At 70.3% G+C, this 22790-nt stretch carries 19 protein-coding genes; 9 read left to right on the top strand and 10 right to left on the bottom strand.

All coding sequences use genetic code 11. From position 1 onward, the window contains the following. Positions 1-5: 5 nt before the first annotated feature. Positions 6-899, bottom strand: a complete 894-nt coding sequence (locus ABB55_RS04745; RefSeq protein ID WP_054357786.1) for a DMT family transporter — start codon at positions 897-899, stop codon at positions 6-8. Positions 900-1056: 157 nt separating this feature from the next. On the opposite strand from ABB55_RS04745, the gene ABB55_RS04740 reads away from it, so the two are divergent. From ABB55_RS04740 to ABB55_RS04725, 4 genes are all read left to right on the top strand, one after another. Continuing rightward, on the top strand, positions 1057-1560 hold the full coding sequence (locus ABB55_RS04740; protein WP_054357785.1) for a MarR family winged helix-turn-helix transcriptional regulator: 504 nt from the start codon (positions 1057-1059) through the stop codon (positions 1558-1560). Further along, positions 1550-2755 carry an HlyD family secretion protein gene (locus ABB55_RS04735; RefSeq protein ID WP_054357784.1) on the top strand — a complete coding sequence of 402 codons (1206 nt, stop codon included), beginning with the start codon at positions 1550-1552 and terminating at the stop codon, positions 2753-2755. The genes ABB55_RS04740 and ABB55_RS04735 overlap by 11 nt, the downstream gene beginning before the upstream one ends. A gap of 122 nt (positions 2756-2877) precedes the next feature. Then, on the top strand, positions 2878-4374 hold the full coding sequence (locus ABB55_RS04730; RefSeq protein ID WP_083464053.1) for a DHA2 family efflux MFS transporter permease subunit: 1497 nt from the start codon (positions 2878-2880) through the stop codon (positions 4372-4374). Between the two features lie 202 nt (positions 4375-4576). After that, complete coding sequence (locus ABB55_RS04725) at positions 4577-6640, top strand: sigma-54-dependent Fis family transcriptional regulator (protein WP_054361841.1); 2064 nt, start codon at positions 4577-4579, stop codon at positions 6638-6640. Positions 6641-6685: 45 nt separating this feature from the next. Here ABB55_RS04725 and ABB55_RS04720 read toward each other — a convergent pair whose 3' ends face one another. The 5 genes from ABB55_RS04720 to dctP all read right to left on the bottom strand — a co-directional run bounded on the left by ABB55_RS04720 (position 6686) and on the right by dctP (position 12555). Beyond that, positions 6686-8200: a malonate--CoA ligase gene (locus tag ABB55_RS04720; protein WP_054357782.1), complete on the bottom strand. Its 1515-nt coding sequence runs from the start codon at positions 8198-8200 to the stop codon at positions 6686-6688. Positions 8201-8283: 83 nt separating this feature from the next. Continuing rightward, complete coding sequence (locus ABB55_RS04715) at positions 8284-9636, bottom strand: malonyl-CoA decarboxylase (protein ID WP_200912002.1); 1353 nt, start codon at positions 9634-9636, stop codon at positions 8284-8286. Beyond that, on the bottom strand, positions 9636-10988 hold the full coding sequence (locus tag ABB55_RS04710; RefSeq protein ID WP_054357780.1) for a TRAP transporter large permease: 1353 nt from the start codon (positions 10986-10988) through the stop codon (positions 9636-9638). The genes ABB55_RS04715 and ABB55_RS04710 overlap by 1 nt, the downstream gene beginning before the upstream one ends. Then, positions 10985-11530 carry a TRAP transporter small permease gene (locus tag ABB55_RS04705; RefSeq protein WP_054357779.1) on the bottom strand — a complete coding sequence of 182 codons (546 nt, stop codon included), beginning with the start codon at positions 11528-11530 and terminating at the stop codon, positions 10985-10987. The genes ABB55_RS04710 and ABB55_RS04705 overlap by 4 nt, the downstream gene beginning before the upstream one ends. After that, a complete protein-coding gene (dctP, locus tag ABB55_RS04700; protein ID WP_054357778.1) occupies positions 11530-12555 on the bottom strand; it encodes a TRAP transporter substrate-binding protein DctP in 1026 nt (341 codons plus the stop codon). The genes ABB55_RS04705 and dctP overlap by 1 nt, the downstream gene beginning before the upstream one ends. Positions 12556-12745: 190 nt before the next feature. On the opposite strand from dctP, the gene ABB55_RS04695 reads away from it, so the two are divergent. The 4 genes from ABB55_RS04695 (at position 12746) to ABB55_RS04680 (ending at position 17701) form a co-directional block, all read left to right on the top strand. Then, positions 12746-13408 carry a GntR family transcriptional regulator gene (locus ABB55_RS04695; RefSeq protein WP_083463352.1) on the top strand — a complete coding sequence of 221 codons (663 nt, stop codon included), beginning with the start codon at positions 12746-12748 and terminating at the stop codon, positions 13406-13408. Between the two features lie 99 nt (positions 13409-13507). Beyond that, positions 13508-14593, top strand: a complete 1086-nt coding sequence (locus ABB55_RS04690; RefSeq protein WP_210168248.1) for a hypothetical protein — start codon at positions 13508-13510, stop codon at positions 14591-14593. A gap of 125 nt (positions 14594-14718) precedes the next feature. Beyond that, positions 14719-16554, top strand: a complete 1836-nt coding sequence (gene recQ, locus ABB55_RS04685; RefSeq protein WP_054357775.1) for a DNA helicase RecQ — start codon at positions 14719-14721, stop codon at positions 16552-16554. A 43-nt stretch (positions 16555-16597) separates the two neighbouring features. Further along, a complete protein-coding gene (locus ABB55_RS04680) occupies positions 16598-17701 on the top strand; it encodes an NAD(P)/FAD-dependent oxidoreductase (RefSeq protein ID WP_054357774.1) in 1104 nt (367 codons plus the stop codon). A 183-nt stretch (positions 17702-17884) separates the two neighbouring features. On the opposite strand, the gene ABB55_RS04675 is transcribed toward ABB55_RS04680, so the two are convergent. Beyond that, complete coding sequence (locus ABB55_RS04675; RefSeq protein ID WP_152981919.1) at positions 17885-18805, bottom strand: GNAT family N-acetyltransferase; 921 nt, start codon at positions 18803-18805, stop codon at positions 17885-17887. 83 nt (positions 18806-18888) lie between these two features. On the opposite strand from ABB55_RS04675, the gene ABB55_RS04670 reads away from it, so the two are divergent. Continuing rightward, positions 18889-19884: an MBL fold metallo-hydrolase gene (locus tag ABB55_RS04670; RefSeq protein WP_054357772.1), complete on the top strand. Its 996-nt coding sequence runs from the start codon at positions 18889-18891 to the stop codon at positions 19882-19884. A 24-nt stretch (positions 19885-19908) separates the two neighbouring features. Here the strand turns inward: ABB55_RS04670 and ABB55_RS04665 are convergent, their stop codons facing one another. The 3 genes from ABB55_RS04665 to ABB55_RS04655 are packed head-to-tail and all read right to left on the bottom strand — an operon-like array spanning position 19909 to position 22735. Continuing rightward, positions 19909-21090 carry an MFS transporter gene (locus ABB55_RS04665; RefSeq protein ID WP_054357771.1) on the bottom strand — a complete coding sequence of 394 codons (1182 nt, stop codon included), beginning with the start codon at positions 21088-21090 and terminating at the stop codon, positions 19909-19911. 17 nt (positions 21091-21107) lie between these two features. After that, a complete protein-coding gene (locus ABB55_RS04660) occupies positions 21108-21977 on the bottom strand; it encodes an alpha/beta fold hydrolase (RefSeq protein WP_054357770.1) in 870 nt (289 codons plus the stop codon). After that, the gene (locus tag ABB55_RS04655; RefSeq protein WP_054357769.1) at positions 21974-22735 is read right to left on the bottom strand and encodes an alpha/beta fold hydrolase; all 762 of its coding nucleotides are present in this window, start codon (positions 22733-22735) and stop codon (positions 21974-21976) included. The genes ABB55_RS04660 and ABB55_RS04655 overlap by 4 nt, the downstream gene beginning before the upstream one ends. Positions 22736-22790 lie beyond the last annotated feature (55 nt).

Below are 22790 nucleotides of genomic sequence, written 5' to 3'. Positions count from 1 at the left end.
GCGATTCACGGGATCGGTTCGATCCGATCGGCGACATCCGAGCCGCGCCGCCGCTCGCGATAGAAGAGAAAGAGCCCGCTCGCCACGATGATGGCATTGCCGATCACGATCTCGCGCGTCGGCACGTCGCCCCAGACCAGCCAGCCCATCACGGCCGCCCAGAGGATCGAACTGTACTGGAACGGGGCGAGCACCGAGGCGGGCGTGTTCGACAGGGCGCGGACGATCAGGATGAAGCAGACGACCGCGACGACGCCGAGCAGGAACAGGAGCATCAGGTCCACCGGGCCGGGTGTGACCCAGCCGATCGGTGCCGTGACGAGGCCGGTCAGACCGGCGCCGGCGAACTGCCACGTCACCAGCTGCAGCCAATGGGTATCCTTGAGCGCGCGCGTGATGGTGACGCCGGCCGCATACATGGTCGAGCCGAACAGGGCGATCAGCGAGACCATCGAGACGGCCGCACCGGTCGGCTTCAGGGCGATGACCACGCCGACGAAGCCGACCAGGATCGCCGACCAGCGCCAGATGCCGACCTTCTCGCCCAGGAACGGCACCGCGATCGCGGTGATCAGCAGCGGCGCCGCCATGTAGAAGGTCATCACGTCGGCGAGCGGCAGATAGAGCGTCGAATAGTAGAAGGCGAAGGTATCGGCCGCCATGCAGGCGACGCGGGCGAGCTTCAGCCCGGTCTGGCCGCCGCCGATCAGCGCCGGCCGGTGCATCCAGATGAGCGGCGCCAGCACGAAGACCGCCCCGATCGTGCGCAGGAGCAGCAACTGGCCGACCGAATAGTCGGCGACCAGCCATTTGCCGAGCGCGTCGTTGAGGGCGAAGAAGAAGATTCCGGCCGAATAGAGAAGAATGCCGGTGGCATGGCCCGGCGCAAAACGATCCATGGCGACCTCGGTCGGCCGTCGCGACAGGGCGCGGCACCCGGGCGTTTTGTTTCAGAAGCCGAAGGCCCGCGCAAGGCGGGGCGAGCCGGGACGCTTCTGCAATCCTGCCATGCTCAAAGTCCCTTTCCCATATAATAAGCATGCTTATATTGAGCGCATGTCGAAGGCTCAGCTACAGTCCCTCTATGCCGATCCGCGCCGGGAGGTGTTTCTCCTCCTGGTCGATACGGCGCGCCAGATCCGGTCCTTTGTCGATCACCGGGCCCGGGAATGCGGAACCACGCGCGCGCAATGGGCGCTGCTCGGCAAGCTCTATGTGCAGGAGGGGCGGACCCAGGCGGAACTGGCCGAACTGCTGGAAATCCAGCCGATCACGCTGACGCGCCTGATCGACCGGCTCGATGCGCAGGGGCTGGTCGAGCGCCGGCCGCATCCGAGCGACCGCCGCGCCAACCTCCTGTTCACGACCGAGGCCGGCCGCCGGGCCGTCGAGGATCTGGCGCCGCTGGCTCTCGCGATCACCGACGAGATGCTCGCCGGCTTCACGCCGGAGGCCGTCGCGACGCTGAAGGCCTCGCTCAACGCCATCAAGCAGAACATCAAATCCGGCGCCGATTGTCATGCGGTCGCAGCGGATTCGGAGCTTACCCATGCCGACTGACACCGCCCCCGCCGCCCCGAAGGCCGAAGTCGCGGCTTCGGCCGCATCCGCCCCCCTGGCGCTGCCGGCGCCGCAGGCCGCCGTCGAGGCCGCCACCCAGCGCCGCAATCGAAAGGCCGGGATGCGCTTCGTGCTGATGGTCGTGCTGCCGCTCGCCGCCGCGGTCGGCGGCGGTGCGCTGTGGCTTGCCGGCGGGCGCTGGATCTCGACCGACAACAGCTATGTCGGCGCCGAGAAGGTGCTGATCACGCCCGAGGTTTCCGGGCGCGTCGTGCGCATCGACGTGACCGAAGGCCAGAAGGTCCGCCCGGGCGACCCGCTCTTCGCGATCGACCCGGAATCCTATCGGTTGGCGCTCGCCGAGGCGGAAGCCAAGCTGCAGTCGGTGCGCGCCGACCACGCCAACCTGAAGACCTCGGTGGAGAGCCTCGCCCGCCAGATCGTCATCGCGGAGGAGAGCATCGAGTTGCGCGAGAAGGATCTCGAACGCAAGTCGTCCCTGCTCGGCAATCGCGTCGCGACCCAGACCGACGTGGAGACCGTGCGGCTGGCCCTGGCCACGGCGCGGTCGCAGGCCGAAAGCCTGAAGCAGAGCCGCGTCGCCGCGCTCAATCAGCTGCTCGGCGATCCCGCCCTGCCGATCGATCGCTTCCCGCCCTATCGGGAGGCCCTGTCCAAGCGCGACATGGCGCAGCGCGATCTCGACAACACCGTCCTGCGCTCGCCGATCGCCGGCATGGCCACCCAGGTCCCGTCGATCCAGATGGGCCGCTACCTGACCGCGGGCACCACCGTCTTCGCGGTGGTCGGCACCGAACGGCTGTGGGTCGACGCCAATCCCAAGGAAACCGATCTCGAATTCGTCCGGCCGGGCCTGCCGGTCGAGATCACCGTCGACGCCTATCCGGGCCGGGTCTGGCACGGCACCGTCGATGCGATCAGCCCCGGCACGGGCGCGCAATTCTCGATCCTGCCGGCGCAGAACGCCTCGGGCAATTGGGTCAAGGTCGTCCAGCGCGTGCCCGTTCGGGTCGCCTTCGCGCCGGGCGAGGACACGACCGGCCTGCGCGCCGGCATGAGCGCCGACGTCTCGATCGATACCGGCCGCAAGCGCAGCCTCGCGGGCCTGGTCGGTCTTCCGGCTTTCGCAGGCGGGGAGGGCGCACCGAAGTCGGTCGCGCCGACCGTCCGGTGAGCGGCCCCGGCGCAGGCAAGGCGCCCGCGGCGGTCCCGGCCGGGGGCGCCCAGGGCGGCGCGGCCCAGGGCAGGTCCGTTCCAGGCGGGTCCGTTCCGGGCGGCGAGGTCAAGAACCGCGGCATGATCACCGTCTGCCTGATGGCGGCCACGATCATGCAGGCGCTCGACACGACCATCGCCAATGTGGCGCTGCCCTATATGCAGGGCAGCCTGTCGGCGACGATCGATCAGGTCAACTGGGTGCTGACCTCCTATATCGTCGCCGCCGCGATCATGACCGCGCCGGTCGGCTGGCTGGCCATGCGCTTCGGCACCAAGAAGGTGCTGATCGTCTGCGCGGCCGGCTTCACGGTCGCCTCGATGCTGTGCGGCATCGCCCAGTCGATCACCGACATGGTGCTCTACCGCCTGCTGCAGGGCGTCTTCGGCGCCGCGCTGGTGCCGCTGAGCCAGGCGGTGATGATGGCCATCTACCCGCCCGAGCGGCGCGGCCAGGCCATGGCGGTCTGGGGCATGGGCGTCATGATCGGCCCGATCATGGGCCCGACGCTCGGCGGCTGGCTGACCGACACGCTGTCCTGGCACTGGGTCTTCTTCGTCAACCTGCCTTTCGGCATCGCCACCGTGCTTGGCCTGGCGGCCTTCATGCAGGAGACCCCGACCCAGCCGAGCATGCGTTTCGACTGGTTCGGCTTCGCGGCGCTGTCGATCGGCATCGGCGCCGCGCAGCTGATGCTCGACCGGGGCGAGTCGCTCGGCTGGTTCGATTCGGCCGAGATCCGCGCCGAGGCGATCGTCGCCGCGGCGGGGCTCTGGTATTTCGTCGTCCATTCGCTGACCGCGGAGCGGCCCTTCATCCCGATCCAGATCTTCCGGGACACCAATTTCTCCGTCGGCGTCGTGTTCATGTTCGTGGTCGGCATCATCCTGCTCGCCACCATGGCGCTGGTCACGCCCTTCGTGCAGAACGTCATCGGCTACCCGGTCATGCAGGCCGGCCTGCTGCTCGGCACGCGCGGCATCGGCACCATGGCGGCGATGATGGTCACCGGGCGCCTGCTCGGCCGGATCGACGCGCGGCTGATGATCCTGACCGGCTTGATCCTGTCGACCCTGCCGTTGGTCTTCATGACCGGCATGACCGCCGATACCCCCGCCAGCACGATCGTCTGGACCTCGATCATGCAGGGCGTCGGCCTCGGCTTCGTCTTCGTGCCGCTGAACACCGTCGCCTTCGCGACCCTGCCGGCGCGCTACCGCACCGAGGGCACTGCAGTCTGGACGCTGATCCGCAATCTCGGCAGCGCCGTCGGCGTCTCGATCGTGATCGCGCAGCTGACCTCGACCACCACGCTGATGCATGCCCGCCTGACCGAGAGCCTGACGCCCTGGAATCTCGGCCTGCAGTTCCCCACCGCCGCGCTGGTCGATCCCGCCACGACGACCGGCCGCGCCCTGCTCGAGCAGCTGGTCACCGCCCAGGCGGTGATCATCGCCTATGCCAACGACTTCCGCCTGATGACCTTCATCAGCCTCGCCGCCCTGCCGCTCCTCCTCCTGATCCGCGTCGGCAAGACGCCGGCCAAGGTCGACCCGGCCCATGCGGTGGCCGATTGAGGGCCTTGCTCCTGCTCCCTGCGGCGCGCGGTCCCGCAGGTCCGGATCCCGTTGATCCCCATGCCCGGGCATGCGACCCTTCAATCGGTTGAATTCGGGCTGGGCAGCCGTCGACAGAAGCGGCGCCGGGGAGCATGCCATGGTGTCGGCCAGAAAGCCGGCCGAAGCGTCGGCCAACACGCCGGCCGGGACTTCGGCCAGAATGCCGGCCGAGGTGTCGGCCAAGTCCCATGTGCTGGAGCTCGAGCGGGTTGCGCGCGGGGATGCGAGCCTGCGGGACGCGCCGGTGCTGCAGTCCTGGCTGCGCTGCCTGAACGACTACCGGCTCGACCCGGCCCAGGCGCAGCAGGCCTATATCGTCCCCGAAACGCAGCTGAAGGAGCATCGCCAGCAGGCGCAGGACCTGATCCGGATCGGCCGGTCGGCGCTCGAAGGCCTGTTCCGGCATGTCATGGACCAGCACTACGTCCTGCTCCTGTCGGATGCGCGCGGCGTCACGGTCGACTTCCTCGGCGATCCGACCTTCGACAACCACCTGCGCCGCGCCGGGCTCTATCTCGGCTCGGAATGGTCGGAGAGCCGCGCCGGCACCTGCGCGGTCGGGGCCTGCATCGTATCCGGCGATCCGGTCGTGATCCACCAGGACGACCATTTCGACACCAGCCATATCGGCCTGACCTGCTCGGCCGCGCCGGTCTTCGACACGCTCGGCGACCTGACCGCGGTGGTCGACATCTCGCAGCTGCGCTCGCCGACCGCGAAGGCGAGCCAGCAGCTGGCCCAGCATCTGGTCACCGAGACGGCGCGGCGGATCGAGCTCGCCAACCTGATGGCGCGCACCCGGCAGGACTGGATCCTGCGCCTGTCGCGCTCGCCCGAATTCCTCGATGTCGATCCGGAGGCGGCCCTGTCGATCGACGGGGCGGGCCGCATCTCCGGCATGACCCATGGCGGCCTGCGCGCGTTGTCGCGCCTGCTCGGGCTGCGCGCCGGCGAGACGCGCGCCCTGATCGGGCAGCCGGTCTCCCGGCTCCTGGAGCTGGAGGTCGACGACCTGCCGCGCCTGATGCGCGGCCAGCCGAGCGGCGAGCGGATCGTGCGCACCCGCGCCAGCGCGGCGCTGTTTGCGAGCGCGGTCGCCCCGGTGGCGAGCTTCCGCGGCACCGCCCTGCCGGTCAGCCGCGTGCCGCGGCCGCTGCGCGAACTCGGCTTCGGCGATCCGGCCATGGAGGCGGTGCAGCTGCGCGCCATGAAGCTCGCCCAGCGCGACATTCCGATCCTGATCCAGGGCGAGACCGGTACCGGCAAGGAATATCTCGCCCGCGCCATCCACGACAGCCGGCCGCAGCCCGGCCGCTTCGTCGCGGTCAATTGCGCGGCGATCCCCGAAAGCTTGATCGAATCGGAACTGTTCGGCTACGCGCCGGGGGCCTTCACGGGCGCGGCGCCGCGCGGCAAGACCGGCCTGATCGAGGCGGCCGACGGCGGCACGCTGTTCCTGGACGAGATCGGCGACATGCCGCTCGGCCTGCAGGCGCGGCTCCTGCGCGTGCTGGCCGAAGGGGAGGTGACGCCGGTCGGCGCGCATCGGGCCAAGCCCGTGCATTTCCGGCTGATCTCAGCCTCCCATCACCGGCTCGACCGCCGGGTCGCGGCCGGGCGCTTCCGGCAGGATCTCTACTACCGGCTCAACGCCGCGACGCTCGCCCTGCCGCCCTTGCGCGAGCGGCAGGATTTCGACGCGGTCACCGACCACCTGCTGCGCCGGGCCGCCGAGGAGCAGGGCGGCCCCCTGCGCCTGTCGACGGCCGCCCGGCTCGCCCTGCGCGGCCATGACTGGCCGGGAAACCTGCGCGAACTGGCCAATGTGCTGCGCGTCGCCGCCGCGCTCGCCGAGGACGGCGAGGTCCGCCCCGAGGACCTGCCGGACACGCTCGCCGGCGCAGCGGATTTCGGCGCCGCGCAGGCGGATCGCAATGACAGGATCATGCCCGGGAAGGGGCGCCACCGGCCGGCCGGCACCGCGATCGACCGGAACACGATCGACCGGGACGAGATCGACCGGGACGGGATCGAGCGCAGAGGGACCGACCGGGCCGATTTCGACCGTGCCGGAACCGCCGCCATGCCGCCGCTGCGCAAGGCCGGACCGGATCTGCGCGCCGACCTCGCCGCCTGCGGCGGCAACGTCTCCGAACTGGCCCGCCGCCTCGGCGTCGACCGCACCACCATCCACCGCCGCCTGCGCCGCCTCGCGGCGGAGTGAGCCGCGCCGGCACGCCGCACCGCGATCCGCGGGCTGCGCTCCGCGTCAGCCGCCGTAGATGGTCCGGTACTGGTCGCGCAGCACGTTCTTCTGCACCTTGCCCATGGTGTTGCGCGGCAGGTCGTCGACGAAGAAGACGCGCTTCGGCTGCTTGAACTTGGCCAGCCGATCGGCCAGCGCCGCCGAGACGGCGGCCTCGTCGACGCTGGCGCCGGCCTCGCGCACCACCACGGCGGTGACGCCCTCGCCGAGATCGGGATGCGGCACGCCGATCACGGCGCTTTCGACCACGCCCGCGATGGCGTCGATCTCGGTCTCGACCTCCTTCGGATAGACGTTGAAGCCGCCCGAGATGACCAGGTCCTTGCCGCGGCCGACGATGTGGACATAGCCGCGCTCGTCGATCTTGCCGAGATCGCCGGTGATGAAGAAGCCGTCGGGGCGGAATTCGGCCGCGGTCTTCTCGGGCATGCGCCAGTAGCCCTGGAACACGTTCGGACCCTTGACCTCGATGACGCCGATCTCGCCCTGCGCGAGCAGGCGGCCGGTCTCGGGGTCGGAAACCCGCAGGTCGACGCCGGGGAGCGGCAGGCCGACGGTGCCGGCGATGCGGTCGCCGTCATAGGGGTTGGAGGTGTTCATGTTGGTCTCGGTCATCCCGTAGCGCTCCAGGATGGCCTTGCCGGTCGCCGCCTCGAAGGCGCGGTGGGTCTCGGCCAGCAAAGGCGCCGAGCCGGAGACGAACAGGCGCATGCCGGCGGTCGAGGCGCGGGTGACGCCGGGATGCTGGCTGAGCCGGACATAGAAGGTCGGCACGCCCATCAGCGTGGTGGCGCGGTCGAAAAGGCCGACGATCTGGTCGGCATCGAAACGCGGCAGGAAGATCATCGAGGCGCCGGCCATCAGGATGATGTTCGAGGCCACGAACAGGCCATGCGTGTGGTAGATCGGCAGGGCGTGGATCAGCACGTCGTCGGCGGTGAAGCGCCAGGTGTCGACCAGCGTCTCGGCATTGGAGGCGAGGTTGCGGTGGCTGAGCATGGCGCCCTTGGAGCGCCCGGTCGTGCCGGAGGTGTAGAGGATCGCGGCGAGATCGTCGTCGGCCCGCTCGACATCCTCGAAAAGGTCGGAGGCCGTCGCCGCACCGGCCATGATGCTGCCGTCGCCCTTGGTGCCGAGCGTCTCGACGCGCGCCGCGCCGAGCCGGGACGCCAGTGCGGTCATCGCGTCGGCGTCGGCCGGCCGGCAGACCACGATGGCGGGTTCCGCATCGCCGATGAAATACTCGAGCTCGGCCAGCGTATAGGCCGTGTTGAGCGGCAGGAACACGCCGCCGGCCCGGATCGTGGCGAGATAGAGCATCAGCGCCTCGGGCGACTTCTCGACCTGCACGGCGACCCGGTCGCCGGGCTTCAGGCCCAGCGCGACGAGGTGGTTGGCGATCCGCGCCGTCGTCGCCCAGAGATCGGCATAGGTGATGCGGCGGCCGTCGCCGGTCTCGATGAAGGTCTTGGCGGCGGGGGCGCCGAGGCGGCGGATCTGGGTGGCGAGATTGGTCATCGGCAGGGATCCCGGAGGGCGGACGGCCCGGCTGGGGCCGCCGCGATGCGCATGATGGGACGGGCGGAAGGCCTCGGTGCGGCTCAGACGAGTTCGCGCGAGGTCGCATCCCGCTTGAGGAGGGCGCGGACGGCGCTCGAGGCTGCGGTGGCGCCCTTGTCCGCGTAGGCCTCGTGGTTTTCTTCGATGCGGTCGAGGTCGTAAAGGTAGTTGACCATCAGCCCATAGGCCTGGGCGAGACCGCGCGGGCTGGTATCGCCGAACACGTCGATCTGTTCGAGCCGCGCGCCGTTGCCGAGATGGAAGCGGGCGACGGGGTCGACCGGACGGCCCTTGGGCGTCCGCGCCTCCAGAAAGTAGCGCGCAGCGGCGTTGCGCATGACCGGCTCGATCCGGTCGGTGACGGCCTTGTCGAGATGCCAGCCGGGCCGGTCGAGGAGGTCGAGCGTCTGGCGGTCGGACGGGGTCAGCGGGCTCGTCTCGGCATTGCGCTCGCGATCGAGCCAGGCGGCGAAGCCCGGCGCCGGCGACAGGGTCACGAAGGTCGTCAGCTGCGGCAGGTCGCGCTTCAGTTCGTCGACCACCTGCTTGATCAGGAACGAGCCGAAGGAGATGCCGGCAAGGCCCTGCTGGCAGTTGGAGATCGAATAGAACACCGCCGTGGTCGCCTCCTTGGGGGCGAGCGGCCGGCGGTCGGCGGCGAGCAGCGGGCCGATGGCGGACGGAATGCCGGTGGTCAGCGCGATCTCGACGAAGATCAGCGGCTCGTCGGCGAGCTGGGGGTGGAAGAAGGCGTAGCAGCGCCGGTCGGCCGGCTCGATCCGGCGGCGCAGGTCGTCCCAGCCGTCGATCTCGTGCACGGCCTCGTATTCGATCAGCTTCTCCAGGATGTTGGCCGGGGTCGACCAGTCGATCCGGCGGACCACCAGGAAGCCGCGGTTGAACCAGGACGAGAACAGATGGACGAGGTCGATGTCGAGCACCTTCAGAGTCGGCTCGTCGCCCATCAGGTCGAGCACGTCCTCGCGCAGATGCACCAGCGCCAGCGTGCCGCCGGGGGCGAGGTTCAGCCGGCGCAGCAATTCCTGCCGGCGCGGCTCGGCGGCGATGTGCAGTTCGCTGACCGCCACCGGCGAGGGATCCGCCCGCCAGGACTCGACCGCGCGGGCGACGCGCTCCTCGTCCGGGCCGAAGCGCTCGACCAGCCCGGACAGGAAGCGGACCTTCTCGTCGGTGCCGAGCGCGTCGTAGCGGGCGAGGATCTCGCGGGCGATGGCGACGCCGGAGGCTTCGCCGCGATGGGAGACGAGATCGGCGGCGAGCGCGGCAATGTCGCCCCGCTCCGCCGTCGACCGCGGTTTCGGGCCGAGCCCGACGAGACGCGAGGCACGTTCGCTCACGGTCGCCAGAAGCTCGGCCATATAGGTGATATTCATCACGATCTTGTCCCCATGATGAGGTCCGGCAGCCATGTCGCGATGCCCGGCAGGAAGCACAGGATGACCACCGCGAGCGCCATCAGGAGGACATAGGGCAATGTCCCGTAGATGACGTCCTTGAGCGGAATGTCCGGCGCGATGTTCTTGATCACGAAGATGTTCAGGCCGACCGGGGGATGGATCAGGCCCATCTCCATGACGATGGTCATCACCACGCCGAACCAGACCAGATCGAAGCCGGCGGCCTTGAGCGGCGGCAGGATGATCGGCGCGGTCATCAGGATGATCGAGACCGGCGGCAGGAAGAAGCCGAGCACCACGACCATCAGCAGGATGGCGGCGAGCAGCAGCCATTTGCCGAGCCCGAGCGCGACGATCGCCTGGGCGGCCGCCTGGCTCAGATGCAGGTAGCTCATCACGTAGGAGTAGAGCAGCGACATGCCGATGATCATCATCAGCATGGTCGCCTCCCTGAGCGTCGCCGTCAGGATCGGCCCGAGATCGGTCGGGGTCCAGACCCGGTAGATGAGCGCGATCAGGATCAGCGCCAGGATGCCGCCGAGACCGGCGGTCTCGGACGGCGTCGCATAGCCGCCGTAGAGCGCGACCATGACGCCGGTCAGGAGGATCACGAAGGGCAGCACTCGCGGCAGGGTCGAGAAGCGTTCGACCATGGTCAGCTGCTCGCGCTTCAGGATCGCGTGCGGCGTCCCGGCCCGGTCGTAGGCGGCCTTGGCGGCGGCATATTCGCGCCGGTAGCGATAGACCGCGTAGACCGTGAACAGGCCGACCAGCAGCAATCCCGGACCGATGCCGGCCAGGAACAGGCGGCCGAGCGACTGTTCGGCCGCGACCGCGAACAGGATCATGGTCACCGAGGGCGGCAGCAGGATGCCGAGCGTGCCGCCGGCCGCGATGATCCCGGCCGCGAAGCTGCCCGAATAGCCGCGCTTGCGCATCTCCGGGATGCCGGCCGAGCCGATCGCCGAGCAGGTCGCGGGCGACGAGCCGGCCATGGCGGCGAAGACCGCGCAGGCGAAGACGTTGGCGATGCCGAGGCCGCCGGGGATCTGGTACATCCAGGCATGGATCGCCGAATAGAGATCCTGGCCGGCCCGCGACCGGCCGATCGCCGCACCCTTCAGGATGAAGAGCGGGATCGACAGGAGCGTGATCGAGGCCATTTCCTCGTAGACATTCTGGGTGACCGTATCGAGCGCCGCGGCCGGCATGAAGACGGCCATGAACACGACCGCCACGGCGCCCAGCGCGAAGGCGATCGGCATGCCGGAGAACATCACCGCCAGCGTGGCGCCGCCGTAGAGAAGACCGATCGACAGCGTGCTCATGCGCGCCCCCGATCGAACCAGAGGGCGACCTGTAGGGCGATCTGCAGGCAGAGCAGGGCCATGCCGCCGGTCATCGCCGCATAGGGGATCCAGAGCGGCGGCGCCCAGGTCGAGGACGTGACCTGGCCGTCGACCCAGGCCTCATGCAGCAGCGTCCAGGACTTCCACGCGAAGAAGGCGCAGAAGGCGAGGCTGGCCACGTCGATGAGGAGCCGGCGCAGCCGGTCGATGCCGGCCGGCAGGATCGACGCGAAGGCCTCGATGCCGATATGGCCGCGCCGGGACTGGACATAGGCGGCGGACAGGAAGGTCGCGCCGACGAGCAGGAACACGGCCGCCTCGTCCTGCCAGTAGGTCGGCTGGTGCAGGAAGTAGCGCACCACCACCGAATGGCTGAGAATCACGCAGGCGAGCACCAGCGCGATCGAGGCGGCGACCACGATCGCGCCGTTGAGCAGGCCGAGCGCCCGCGCCAGAAGCGCGAGCACCGTGTTGGAGGGGGCCGGCATGGGGGCCGGCCCGGCGACGGGGGCGTGGCTCATCAGGCGGAGACCTGCAGGGCCAGATCCAGGAGCTTGGCGCAATTGGCGTTCTTGGCCGCGTAGTCCTTCCAGGCGGTGTCGCGCGCGATCGCCCGCCACTTGTCGACGACGGCATCGTCGAGATCGTAGATCTTGGCGCCGGCCTTGGCGTAGACCTTGGCCACCGCCTCGTCGTCCTTCTGGGCTTCGGCCGTGCCGAAGGCTTCCATCTCGGCGCCGACCTCCATGATCAGCTTCTGCTGTTCCTTGGTCAGTCCGTCGAAGATCGTCTTGGACATCAGCAACGGCTCGAACATGTACCAGTAGGCCTTGCCGCGTCCGGTGGTCAGGTGCTTGGCGATCTCCTCCAGCCGGAACGAGATCAGGCTGGTCGAGGAGGTGATGCCGGCATCGCAGGCGCCGGTCTGCATGGCGGCATAGAGTTCGTTCGACGGCAGCGACAGGACGGCCGCGCCGGCCGCCTGCAGCACGAGGTCCATCTCGCGCGATCCGCCGCGGACCTTGAGGCCCTTGGCGTCCTCCGGATTGACCAGCGGCTTCTCGCGGCTGGCGACGCCGCCGGCCTGCCACATCCAGGTGACCACGATGACGCCCTTCTCGGCGAGAAGGTCGGTCAGCATCTTGCCGACCGGCGCCGTCTTCCAGGCCATGCCCTGTTTGTAGGACGTGACCAGGCCCGGCATCAGGCCGATATTGGTCTCGGGCACCTCGCCGCCGGCATAGGAGAGCGGATAGAGCGACAGGTCGAGCGCGCTCTTGCGGAGCGCGCTGAACTGGGCATTGGTCTTCATCAGCGACGAGCCGGCATAGACGTCGGCGCCGAGCTCGCCGTTCGAGCGCTTGGCGATCTCGGCGGCGAACTTGCGGCAGAGACGGTCGCGGAAGTCGCCCTCGTCGGTCGTGCCGCCGGGGAATTGGTGCGAGATCTTGAGCCGGGCGGCGGCGCGGGCCGGGCTCCAGGGCAGGAGCGCGGCGGCCGGGGCGGCGGCGGCGAATTTCAGGAGGGAACGGCGGCTCGTGGTCATGGGGCGATCCTCTCTTCGTTGGATGGCTCGTCCCTGCGGGTGCGCGGTTGCGATGCCGCGTTCTTCGTCCGCGCTCCGGTTGGAGAACGGCGCAGTCAGCCATACGATAGCCGGAACCTTGTCATCGGTTGGACACAGGGTCAAGTCTCGTGTATACACAAAATGACAACGAGAATGCATGGGGCCCGGTATGGTGAGCACAGCCCATCGCCTGCGCGACGAGATCGAGGGACTGATCGTGACCGGCGTGCTGGCGCCGGGCGAAAAGCTCGACGAGGTCCAACTGGCCAATCGCTTCGCCGTCTCGCGCACGCCGATCCGCGAGGCGCTGCAGCAGCTTGCCGCCGCCGGTTTCGTCGAGATCCGGCTTCGGCGCGGCGCCACGGTGGTGCGGATCGGGCCGGAGCGGCTGGTCGAGATGTTCGAGGTGATGGCGGAACTGGAGGCGATGTGCGCCCGTCTCGCCGCCCGCCGCCTGTCCGACGCCGACCGCGCCGCCCTCCTGGAAGCCCATGCCTCCTGCCGCGCCGCCGCCGAACGCGAGGATCCGGACGCCTACTATTATGAGAACGAACGGTTCCACTATGCGCTTTATCGGGCGGCGCGCAACGGCGTGCTCGAGGAGGAGGCCCGGCGCATGCACGCCCGGCTGAAGCCCTATCGCCGCCTGCAGCTGCGCGTCCGCAACCGCGTCGGCGCCTCCTGGCGCGAGCATGACGGCATCGTCCAGGCGATCCTCGATGGCGATCCCGCCCAGGCCGCCGACCGCGCCCGCGCCCATGTCACCGTCCAGGGCGAACGCTTCGCCGACCTGATGGCCTCGCTGGCCCAGTACAATCTGGCGGCGGAGTAGGGGCGGCGACGGCCGCAGCGACCGTCGTTTTGGAATCGATCCATCGGGGAATGACGTTCTCGCCTATCCTGGGCGGGACACCGCCAGGAGACAACGCTCATGGCCGCCACCCCCGCCTTTGCGCCCCGCCGTCCCGCACCCATGCTGTCGCCGGATGCACGGTCGCGGATCGCAAGGCTCGGGGCGGACTTGGCCGGGGACGATGCCTCGCCCCCGGCGCTCCGGGACGCCCTGGCGGCCTTGGACGCGCTTTCACCCGAAGCGGTCTTTGCGGTCGAGTACGAGGTCGCTGCGGCGATCCTGTCCGGCTGCATGGGCCATGATGCGGCGGATCCCGGCGACGATCGCCACTGGCGACGCATCGTGATGTTCGATGGGCGGATCGAGGCGGCGCCGGATCTCGCCTGGGTCCTGCTGTTCGATTCGAACGGCTATGTACGTGAGGCGGCCCTTCGCCGGCTCAAGGGGCCGATGGTCTCGCCGTTCCGCGTCGCCGCGCTGGCGGTCCGGCTGAACGACTGGGCGGCCCCCGTGCGGGCTGCCGCCGTCGCGGCCATGCGGCGCTGCGGCGTGGCGACCGATCCGGGCGTGATCGCCGCCGCCGCCATGGCGTTGATCGAGCGCAGCCGCGTTTGGGGGCGCTGGGGCACGAACGAGCGGGCCGAACTCGAAGCACTCGTCGCGCGGCCCGATGTCGCCGCCGCACTGGCCGGCATTCTCGGCACGACCGCCACCGGCGCTCCGCACCGTGTGCTGCGGCTCGCCCTGCGCCAGGACGGTTTGGATGGTGTCCTGCCGCGTCTCGCCGGCACCGCGGCGACCCCGGCCGTGCGTGCGCTGGCGCTCAAGGCCCTGCTCGAGGGCCGCGCCGCCTGGCATGCCGGGACGCAGGTGGAATGGATCGACAAGCGCTACGGCATCGCTCGCGCGGTTCCGGTCTGGGCCGAGCGGCCGATCCGGCACGACCTGCCGCTGCCGGACCTGATCGCGGCCGGCATCGCCGACCCGGCCGCCTCGGTGCGCAAGATCGCCGCCGACGGGCTGATCCTCCATGCCGCCGCGCTGGGACCGATCGAGCCCTTCGTCGCCCGCCTGCGCGCCGACCGCAATGCCGCCGTGCGCGACCGCGCCGCCTATCTCGACCGGCACTTTCCCGCCGCCCCGGCCCCGCAGGCACAGACTTGACCCCATCCTGCGCGTTGACCCCCGCCGGCGGAGCCGATAGGTCTCCGTGATCCGTCCGGCCGGTTCGACCCGCGAGTCACCCCGCCGTCCGTCGTCCTGGTCCCGCACGCCCACCGGTCCCCCGCATGTCCGATCTCGACCGCGCCCGTGCCGCGCTCCGCTCGATCTTCGGCTTCGCGGACTTCCGCCCGGGCCAGGACGAGATCCTGTCGGCGGTGCTCGACGGCGAGGATGTCTTCGCGGTCATGCCGACCGGCTCCGGCAAGTCGCTCTGCTACCAGCTGCCGGCCGTGCTCGGCGACGGGCTGACCATCGTGGTCTCGCCGCTGATCGCGCTGATGGCCAACCAGGTCGCGCAGCTGCGCGCCAACGGCATCAGCGCCGCCGCGCTCAATTCGAGCCTCACCTGGGACGAGACCCGGGCCTTGCGCGACGACGTGTCGGCCGGCCGGCTGAAGCTCCTCTATATCGCGCCCGAACGGCTGATGATGGCCGAGACGCAGCGTCTGTTGGCGGCCGCCGGGGTGGCGCGGCTCGCCGTCGACGAGGCGCATTGCATCTCCCAGTGGGGCCACGATTTCCGCAAGGAGTATCTGGCGCTCGGAGACATCCAGGAGGCGCTCGGCGCCCCCCAGGTGATCGCGCTGACCGCGACCGCCGATGTGGCGACGCGGTCCGACATCGTCGCGCGCCTGTTTCGGCGCGAGCCGCGCATCTTCGTGCACGGCTTCGACCGGCCCAATATCCGCCTCGCCATCCGCCGCAAGGACGGCGCCGGCACGCAGATCGCCGCCTTTCTGGAGGAGCATCGCGGCGAGAGCGGCATCGTCTATTGCTCGACCCGCGCGCGCACCGAGGAGATGGCCGCGACGCTCGCCGGCCGCGGCTTCCGCGCCATCGCCTACCATGCCGGCATGGACATGGAGACGCGCGCCCGCAACCTCGACACCTTCCTGCAGGAGGACGGCGTCGTGGTGGTCGCCACCATCGCCTTCGGCATGGGCATCGACAAGCCGGACGTGCGCTTCGTCGCCCATGCCGACATGCCGAAGAGCGTCGAGGCCTACTATCAGGAGATCGGCCGCGCCGGCCGCGACGGCCTGCCGGCCGACACGCTGACCCTCTACGGACTGGAGGACGTCAAGCGCTACCGGCAGTGGATCGACCAGAGCGAGGCCTCCGACGAGCAGAAGCGCGTCGAGCACCAGCGCATCGGCGCGCTGGTCTCGCTGTGCGAGGCGCCGCGCTGCCGCCGGCAGGCCTTGCTCGCCTATTTCGGCGACCGGTCCGAGCCCTGCGGCAATTGCGATGTCTGCCAGGACGGCATCGTCGGCGTCGACGGCACGGTCGCGGCCCAGAAGGCGCTGTCGGCCATGTACCGTACCGGCCAACGCTTTGGCCGCGAGCATCTGATCGCCATCCTGACCGGCGACGCGACCGATCAGGTCACCGCGCGCGGCCACGACCAGTTGCCGACCTTCGGGGTCGGCCAGGAATTCAGCAAGGTGCAGTGGCGCGCGATCTTCGCCCAGCTTTATGCCGCCGGCATCGCCGATATCGACATGACCGAGCACGGCCGCTGGTTCATCACCGAGGACGGGCGCGAGGTCCTGAAGGGCCGGCGCACGGTCGAGCTGCGCCGCGACGCGGTCGAGGCGCCGGCCAAGGGCAGCCGCAAGACCGCGCGCCGGCAGGCGACGGCGAGCGCGGGCGCGGAACTCGACGCCGAGGGCCAGAAGCTCCTGGACCTGCTCAAGGCCGAGCGCACGCGCCTGGCGCGCGAGCGCAACGTGCCGGCCTATGTCATCTTCCCCGACCGGACGCTGATCGACATGGCCGGCAAGCGGCCGTCGAGCCGCGCCGAGATGGGCGCCGTCCACGGCATCGGCGCGGCCAAGCTGGCCGAATTCGGCGATACCTTCCTGGCCATCCTGCGCGGCTTCGCCGACCGGGCGGCGTGAGCGGGACGACCTGAAGTCGGTTTTGTGGGGGCGGGGGGGCACGATGGAGACGGTCGACAGCATCGTGGTCGGCGCCGGCGTGGTCGGCCTCGCCATCGCCCGCGCGCTCGCCACGGCGGGCCGCGAGACCATCGTGGTCGAGGCAGCCGATGCCATCGGGACGGAGACCTCCTCGCGCAACAGCGAGGTGATCCATGCCGGCATCTACTATCCGGCCGGCAGCCTGATGGCCCGGCTCTGCGTCGAGGGCCGCAAGGCGCTCTACGCCTATTGCGCCGCGCGCGGCGTGCCGCATCGCCGGTCGGGCAAGCTGATCGTCGCGGTGACGGCCGAGGAGGCCGAGCTCCTGGCCGCGATCCGCGCGCGAGCGGCCGCCAACGGCGCGGACGATCTGGAATTCGTCGACGGGCCGGCCGCCCGGGCGCTTGAGCCGGCGCTGGAGACCACCGTCGCGGCGCTGGTCTCGCCCTCGACCGGCATCGTCGACAGCCACGCCTATATGGCGGCGCTCCGCGACGATGCGGAGGCGGCCGGCGCGGCCTTCGCGTTTCTGTCGCCCTTCGAGGCTGCGCGGGTGGTCGCGGACGGCTTCGAGGTCGCGGTCGGCGGGGCGGAGCCGATGCGGCTCAAGGCGCGCCGCCTGATCGTCGCCGCCGGCCTGCAGGCCTCCGATCTCGCCCGCCGCATCGAGGGCCTGCCGGCCTGCCATGTGCCCGAGACGCGCTACGCCAAGGGCAACTACTTCACACTGTCGGGCCGCGCACCCTTCTCGCGGCTGATCTATCCGGTGCCGGTGCCGGGCGGGCTCGGCACGCATCTGACCCTCGACATGGCCGGCCAGGCCCGCTTCGGCCCGGATGTCGAATGGGTCGAGACGCTCGACTACCGGGTCGATCCGTCGCGCGCGCCGGCCTTCGCGGCCGCGATCCGGCGCTACTGGCCGGCTCTGCCCGAGGATGCGCTCGCGCCCGGCTATGCCGGCATCCGGCCCAAACTGTCCCGTCCGGGCGAACCGGCCCGCGATTTCCTGATCGCCGGCCCCGCCGACCACGGCATCGCCGGCCTGTCCCTCCTGTTCGGCATCGAAAGCCCCGGCCTGACCGCGTCCCTGGCCATCGCCGCGATGGTGGCGGGGCAGTTGGACTGAGGGCCGTGCGGGGTGTTGAAGAACGCTTCGTGACCCCGATCCGAAGCGGGCAACTCCAGTCCTGTCATCCCCGGGCTTGTCCCGGGGATCCAGATTTCTCAAGAGCTTGGCTTTCGCACTGGATCCCCGGGACAAGCCCGGGGATGACAGAATGGCGGGCTCGGAGTGTCTGTCGGACGTTGCCTAAAGCGTCATCGGCGAGAACATGGCCGGGACGCCGTCGAGGGGCCAGGGGCCGCGGACCATCCAGCCGCTGTCTTCGGGCATGATCTCGGCCGGCTGCCAGGCGAGGCGGTCGGGCGGGAAGTAGACTTCGATCCGGCTCGAGGGACCGTCCAGCCCCTGACCGCCCAACCTCTGACCGCCCAACCCGGTGCCGAGTTCGGCCAGGATGGCGGCGAGCGGGGGGATCGCCGGCCCGACCACGTCCAGGAGCCGCAGGCATGTGCCGTCCGGCTCGATCGCGGCGACCACGTGCAGGGCTTCGAGCCAGGCGAGCGAAATATGCGGCTCCTCCAGGGCCTTCAGCATGAAGAAGGGCCGGTCGGCGCGGAGCCCGCAGATCGTCGAGACCGGCGCGCGGTCGCCGAACAGGGCGACCAGCCGTGCCGCATCGGCGTCGTCGGCGAGATCGAGCCGGCGCGCGCCGAGGCCCGAGGCGGGGACCGGCGCCGGCGGGGGCCCTGCGAAGGCATGCTCGCCGATCGGCCGGAACCCGAAGGGGCGGTAGAGATCCGGCGTCGCGGTCCCCAGGATGACGAGGTCGGTCTCCCGGTCGCAATGGGCGAGCGCACGCGCCATCAGGTCGCCGAACAGGCCGCGGCCGCGCCGGTCGGGGCGGGTCGCGACCGAGACGATCGACCAGGGCGTGACGGCTTTTCCCTGCAGCATCATCGGCTTCGGATGCGCCGTGACATTGGCGATGCAAGCGTCGCCCTCGAACCACGCGAAGGGCACCGAGCCGTCTTCCCAGCCGCCGAGCCGTTCCAGCGGGGCGATGTCGATCTCGAACACGGGCTTCAGCAGCGCGGCGACGGCGGCACGGGCGGCGGGATCGGCGGCAAAGCCGGTTCGGAACGTGAGGGGCGCGGTGGGCGATGTCATGACGGCCGGCAGCAAGCCATGTTGACGGGACGCTGTGAAGACCCGATCTGATCGGTTCCGACCCGTCTTTCGCGCGAGGCCCGATGCCGACCAATCGCTATTATTCCGGACCGACCTCCGATCACTTCGACGGCACGCGCTTCTTCAGTCCCGGCCATCCGTTCAACAAGTCGCGCACCGACCTCCTGAAATGGCAGTTCGGCGGCGGCAAGGTGGCCTGGCCGAAGGCCTATCCGGGCGAGCCCTTCGACGTGCCGCCGGTGCGGGTCGCCGGATCGGGCCTGCGCGTCACCTCGATCGGCCATGCCTCGGTGCTGATCCAGACCTTCGGGCTGAACATCCTGATCGATCCGGTCTGGTCGGAGCGGGCAAGCCCGGTCGCCTGGGCCGGGCCGAAGCGCGTCAACCCGCCCGGCATCCGCTTCGAGGATCTGCCGCCGATCGACATCGTGCTGGTCAGCCACAACCACTACGACCACATGGACATCGCCACGCTGTCGCGCCTGCGCCGCCGGCACGGCTTCCGGCTGATCACCCCGCTCGGCAACGACCGCATTCTGGTCGGTGCCGATTCCGAACTGACGGCCGAGACCCATGACTGGGGCGCGCGCGTGTCGCTCGGCGACGGCCTCGCGGTCCATTTCCTGCCGTCGCATCACTGGTCGGCGCGCGGGCTCGGCGACCGGCTGATGGCGCTCTGGGCTGCCTTCATGATCGAGACGCCGGCCGGCGCCATCTACCACATCGCCGATACCGGCTACCGCGACGGCGCGCTGTTCCGCGAGGCCGGCCGGCTGTTCCCGCATATCCGCCTCGCCATCCTGCCGATCGGCGCCTACGAGCCGCGCTGGTTCATGCGCGACCAGCATGTCAACCCGGAGGAGGCCGTCCGCATCCTGCGCGACTGCGGCGCCGACCGGGCGCTCGCCCATCATTGGGGCACCTTCCGGCTGACCAACGAAGGCATCGAGGAACCGCCGCGCGCGCTCGGCGAAGCCCTGGCGGCGGCCGGAATCGCGCCCGAACGCTTCCGGGTGCAGAGGCCGGGCGGCGTGCTGGACCTGACCTCCGCGCCCTGACGGGGATTTCCCCGATCGGGCTCTCTATCGGGTGCCGACCGGCGGGGCGGGCAGGAGCAGGAGGGCGATCAGGGCGAGGCCGGCGAACAGCGCGCTGGTCGCCAGCACGCCGGTCGCGCCGGCCTGGACCAGCAGTCCGGCGAAAGCCGGCGGCGCCGCGGCGATCAGGATGTTGAGCGGCAGGGCGATCCGGGACATTGCCGTGGTGAAGGCCGCCTTGTCGTAATAGAGCAGCGGCAGCGTCGACCGGGTCACGGCCAGAAGGCCGCTGGCCATGCCGTAGACGAGCGCGAAGGCGGTCAGCATCGCCGCCCCGGCGCCGAACAGGGCCAGCATGGCCATGGCGGCCACCACCGCTGCCGTGGCGAGCCGGCATAGGGCCGCGGCGTCCAGGCGGCCGCCGAAGGCGAGATCGAGCGCCCGCGCCGCGACCTGGATGACCCCCATGGCGGAGGCGAGGGCGATCGCCTGCGCGGATGGCAGGCCAAGCGACGAGAACAACTGGATGCCGACGGCCCCGAACCCGAACGAGACGCAGCTGTTCAGGGCGATTCCCGCCGTCATCAGGACGAACACGCCGCGCGACGGCCGCTCGCCGGCGGGCGCGGCCGTGTCCTGGCGATCGGCCGCCTGTCGCGTCGGTGCGGCCATCCAGGCATAGATGGGCACGCACAGGCTGGCGATCAGTCCCGCCAGGACGAAGCAGGTGCTGCGCCAGCCGAACTGCGCCCCGAGCCAGCCGGTGATCGGCCAGAAGAGGCTGCCCGAAAGGCCGGTCATCACCATCAGCGTCGCGATTCCCGCTTTGGCCTGGCTGCCGCGCAACTGGGACAGAGCGATATGGGCCGCCGTCGTCAGCGAGGCGGCACCGCCGCAGCCGAGGGCGATCCAGCATAGAAAATACGAGACCGGTCCTGCGGCCAGGCCGAGCGCCGCCATGGCAAGCGCCATCACGGTCGCGCCGGCCGTCATCACCCGACCGGCGCCGAAGCGGCGGAAGGCCGGTGCCAGGACCGGCGACGCGAAGGCCATGGCGACGAACATGGCCGACGGGCCGGCGAAGAGGCCGGTCAGGTCCATGCCGAGGGCGGGGGCCATGCCGGGCGCCAAGACGGACGGGAAGCCGAGGCTGCCCCAGCCGACGATCTGCGCGGCCGCGAGGGCGATGAGGAGCGGCAGGCCGTCACGCGGGGCGATCCGATCCATGGCCTGGCCCCGCCGTCTCAACCGGTCTTCAGCGTGCGCAGGAACCCGATCACCGCATCCGCGAAGGCGTCGTTGCGATCACCCGCAACCATGTGGCCGGCGCCGGTCACGTCCGCATAGGCCGCAGACGGGACGAGGTCGCGGAAGGCCCGGGCATGCTCCTCCTGCAAAAGTTCGGAACGCGCGCCGCGGACGAGCAGCATCGGGATCGGCGCCTTCGTGACCGCCGCCTCCAGCCGCGCCGTGAAGGCCGGGTCGTGCGAGGGGCCGGTCAGGAAGCGCGGATCCCAGTGCCAGCGCCAGCGGCCGTCGGCATGCAGGCGCAGGTTCTTCTTCAGCCCCTCGAGCGAACGCGGCGGCTTGCGATGGGGCAGATAGGCGGCGACCGCAGCGGCGGCCTCCTCGATCGAGCCGAAGCCCTCCGCGACCCGCTCGCCCATGAAGCCGAGGATGCGGGCGACGCCGTCGAGATTGACCCGCGGCGCCACGTCGACCAGCACCAGCGCGCTGAGCACGCAGGGGTCGGTCTCGCCGGCCGCCAGCATGCCCGAGATGCCGCCGAGCGAGGCACCGATCGCGATCGGCCGCCGCCCGAAGCGCGCCTCGATCTGGTGGGTGACCTCGATCAGGTCGCGCGCGCAATCGGGAAAGCCGTAAAGGCCCGACGCCGGCCATTCGCTGTCGCCATGGCCGCGATGGTCGTAGGCGATCGCGGTGAAGCCCTCTTCGGCCACGCGCCGCTCGGTGCCGCGCCAGGCGTGCCGGGTCTGGCCGCCGCCGTGGAGAAAGAGCGCCACCGGCGCGTCCTTGGCGGCGGCCTCGTAGAGGTCGCCGACCAGACGGTTGCCCTCGAAGCCGGTGAAGGCGATCGGATGCGGGCGGGTCACGGCCGGTCGCCCAGGAAGGCGAGCACGCCCTCCTTGTAGGTCCGGTCGCCGACCGCCAGCATGTGGTCGCGGTCGGGGATCGGCAGCACCTGCGCGTGCGGGATCAGGGCGGCGAGCTCCTCCACCGAGCCGGCCACGTCGTCCTTGGTGCCGACCGCGATCAGCACCGGCATCGTCAACTGCGCCAGCGCCTCGCGCGGCACCGGCTGGCGCGAGCCGCGCATGCAGGCGGCGAGCGCGCGCCGGTCGGAGCGGGTCTGGATGGCGAAGGCGCGGTAGGCGCGGCCCTTGGCGCTGGTGATCGAGGCCTCGTCCTCGGTCTCCAAGGCCTCCGCGATGGTCTCCTGGCCGCCGATCCCCTCGACCATCGCCGAGGCAAGGCCGCCGAACACCACCGAGCGGACCCGCTCGGGGTGGTCGATCGCCAGATAGGCGGAAATCCAGGCGCCCATCGAGTAGCCCATCACGTCGGCCCGGTCGATCTCCAGATGGTCGAGCAGGCGGACCATGTCCTCGGCCATCATGGTGCGCGAGTGGAAGGCGCGCGGATCGGTCGGCTTGCCGCTCTCGCCGTGGCCGCGGTTGTCGACCGCGATCACCCGGCGGCCGTCGCCGGCGAGCAGCTTGACCCAGCCCGGATAGACCCAGTTGACATGCGCGGTCGACGCGAAGCCGTGGATCAGCAGGATCGGATCGCCGTCGCGCGGACCCTCGTCCAGATAGGCGATCGGGATTCCGTCGGAAAGAAAGGCATCCATGGCGGTGTTGCGGCGGCTCGTCTCGGGGGAAATCGGGGCGGTCTTCATCGCGCCG

Source organism: Prosthecodimorpha hirschii (genome assembly GCF_001305515.1).
Lineage (GTDB): Bacteria > Pseudomonadota > Alphaproteobacteria > Rhizobiales > Ancalomicrobiaceae > Prosthecodimorpha > Prosthecodimorpha hirschii.
This window is presented reverse-complemented; position numbering and strand designations above follow the sequence as displayed.

Excerpts from the sequence above, each read along its gene's own strand:
- ABB55_RS04745 (WP_054357786.1), bottom strand. The coding sequence starts at position 899 with ATGGATCGTTTTGCGCCGGGCCATGCCACCGGCATTCTTCTCTATTCG.
- ABB55_RS04740 (WP_054357785.1), top strand. The coding sequence starts at position 1,057 with ATGTCGAAGGCTCAGCTACAGTCCCTCTATGCCGATCCGCGCCGGGAG.
- ABB55_RS04735 (WP_054357784.1), top strand. The coding sequence starts at position 1,550 with ATGCCGACTGACACCGCCCCCGCCGCCCCGAAGGCCGAAGTCGCGGCT.
- ABB55_RS04730 (WP_083464053.1), top strand. The coding sequence starts at position 2,878 with ATGATCACCGTCTGCCTGATGGCGGCCACGATCATGCAGGCGCTCGAC.
- ABB55_RS04725 (WP_054361841.1), top strand. The coding sequence starts at position 4,577 with ATGCCGGCCGAGGTGTCGGCCAAGTCCCATGTGCTGGAGCTCGAGCGG.
- ABB55_RS04720 (WP_054357782.1), bottom strand. The coding sequence starts at position 8,200 with ATGACCAATCTCGCCACCCAGATCCGCCGCCTCGGCGCCCCCGCCGCC.
- ABB55_RS04715 (WP_200912002.1), bottom strand. The coding sequence starts at position 9,636 with ATGAATATCACCTATATGGCCGAGCTTCTGGCGACCGTGAGCGAACGT.
- ABB55_RS04710 (WP_054357780.1), bottom strand. The coding sequence starts at position 10,988 with ATGAGCACGCTGTCGATCGGTCTTCTCTACGGCGGCGCCACGCTGGCG.
- ABB55_RS04705 (WP_054357779.1), bottom strand. The coding sequence starts at position 11,530 with ATGAGCCACGCCCCCGTCGCCGGGCCGGCCCCCATGCCGGCCCCCTCC.
- dctP (WP_054357778.1), bottom strand. The coding sequence starts at position 12,555 with ATGACCACGAGCCGCCGTTCCCTCCTGAAATTCGCCGCCGCCGCCCCG.
- ABB55_RS04695 (WP_083463352.1), top strand. The coding sequence starts at position 12,746 with ATGGTGAGCACAGCCCATCGCCTGCGCGACGAGATCGAGGGACTGATC.
- ABB55_RS04690 (WP_210168248.1), top strand. The coding sequence starts at position 13,508 with ATGGCCGCCACCCCCGCCTTTGCGCCCCGCCGTCCCGCACCCATGCTG.
- recQ (WP_054357775.1), top strand. The coding sequence starts at position 14,719 with ATGTCCGATCTCGACCGCGCCCGTGCCGCGCTCCGCTCGATCTTCGGC.
- ABB55_RS04680 (WP_054357774.1), top strand. The coding sequence starts at position 16,598 with ATGGAGACGGTCGACAGCATCGTGGTCGGCGCCGGCGTGGTCGGCCTC.
- ABB55_RS04675 (WP_152981919.1), bottom strand. The coding sequence starts at position 18,805 with ATGACATCGCCCACCGCGCCCCTCACGTTCCGAACCGGCTTTGCCGCC.
- ABB55_RS04670 (WP_054357772.1), top strand. The coding sequence starts at position 18,889 with ATGCCGACCAATCGCTATTATTCCGGACCGACCTCCGATCACTTCGAC.
- ABB55_RS04665 (WP_054357771.1), bottom strand. The coding sequence starts at position 21,090 with ATGGATCGGATCGCCCCGCGTGACGGCCTGCCGCTCCTCATCGCCCTC.
- ABB55_RS04655 (WP_054357769.1), bottom strand. The coding sequence starts at position 22,735 with ATGGATGCCTTTCTTTCCGACGGAATCCCGATCGCCTATCTGGACGAG.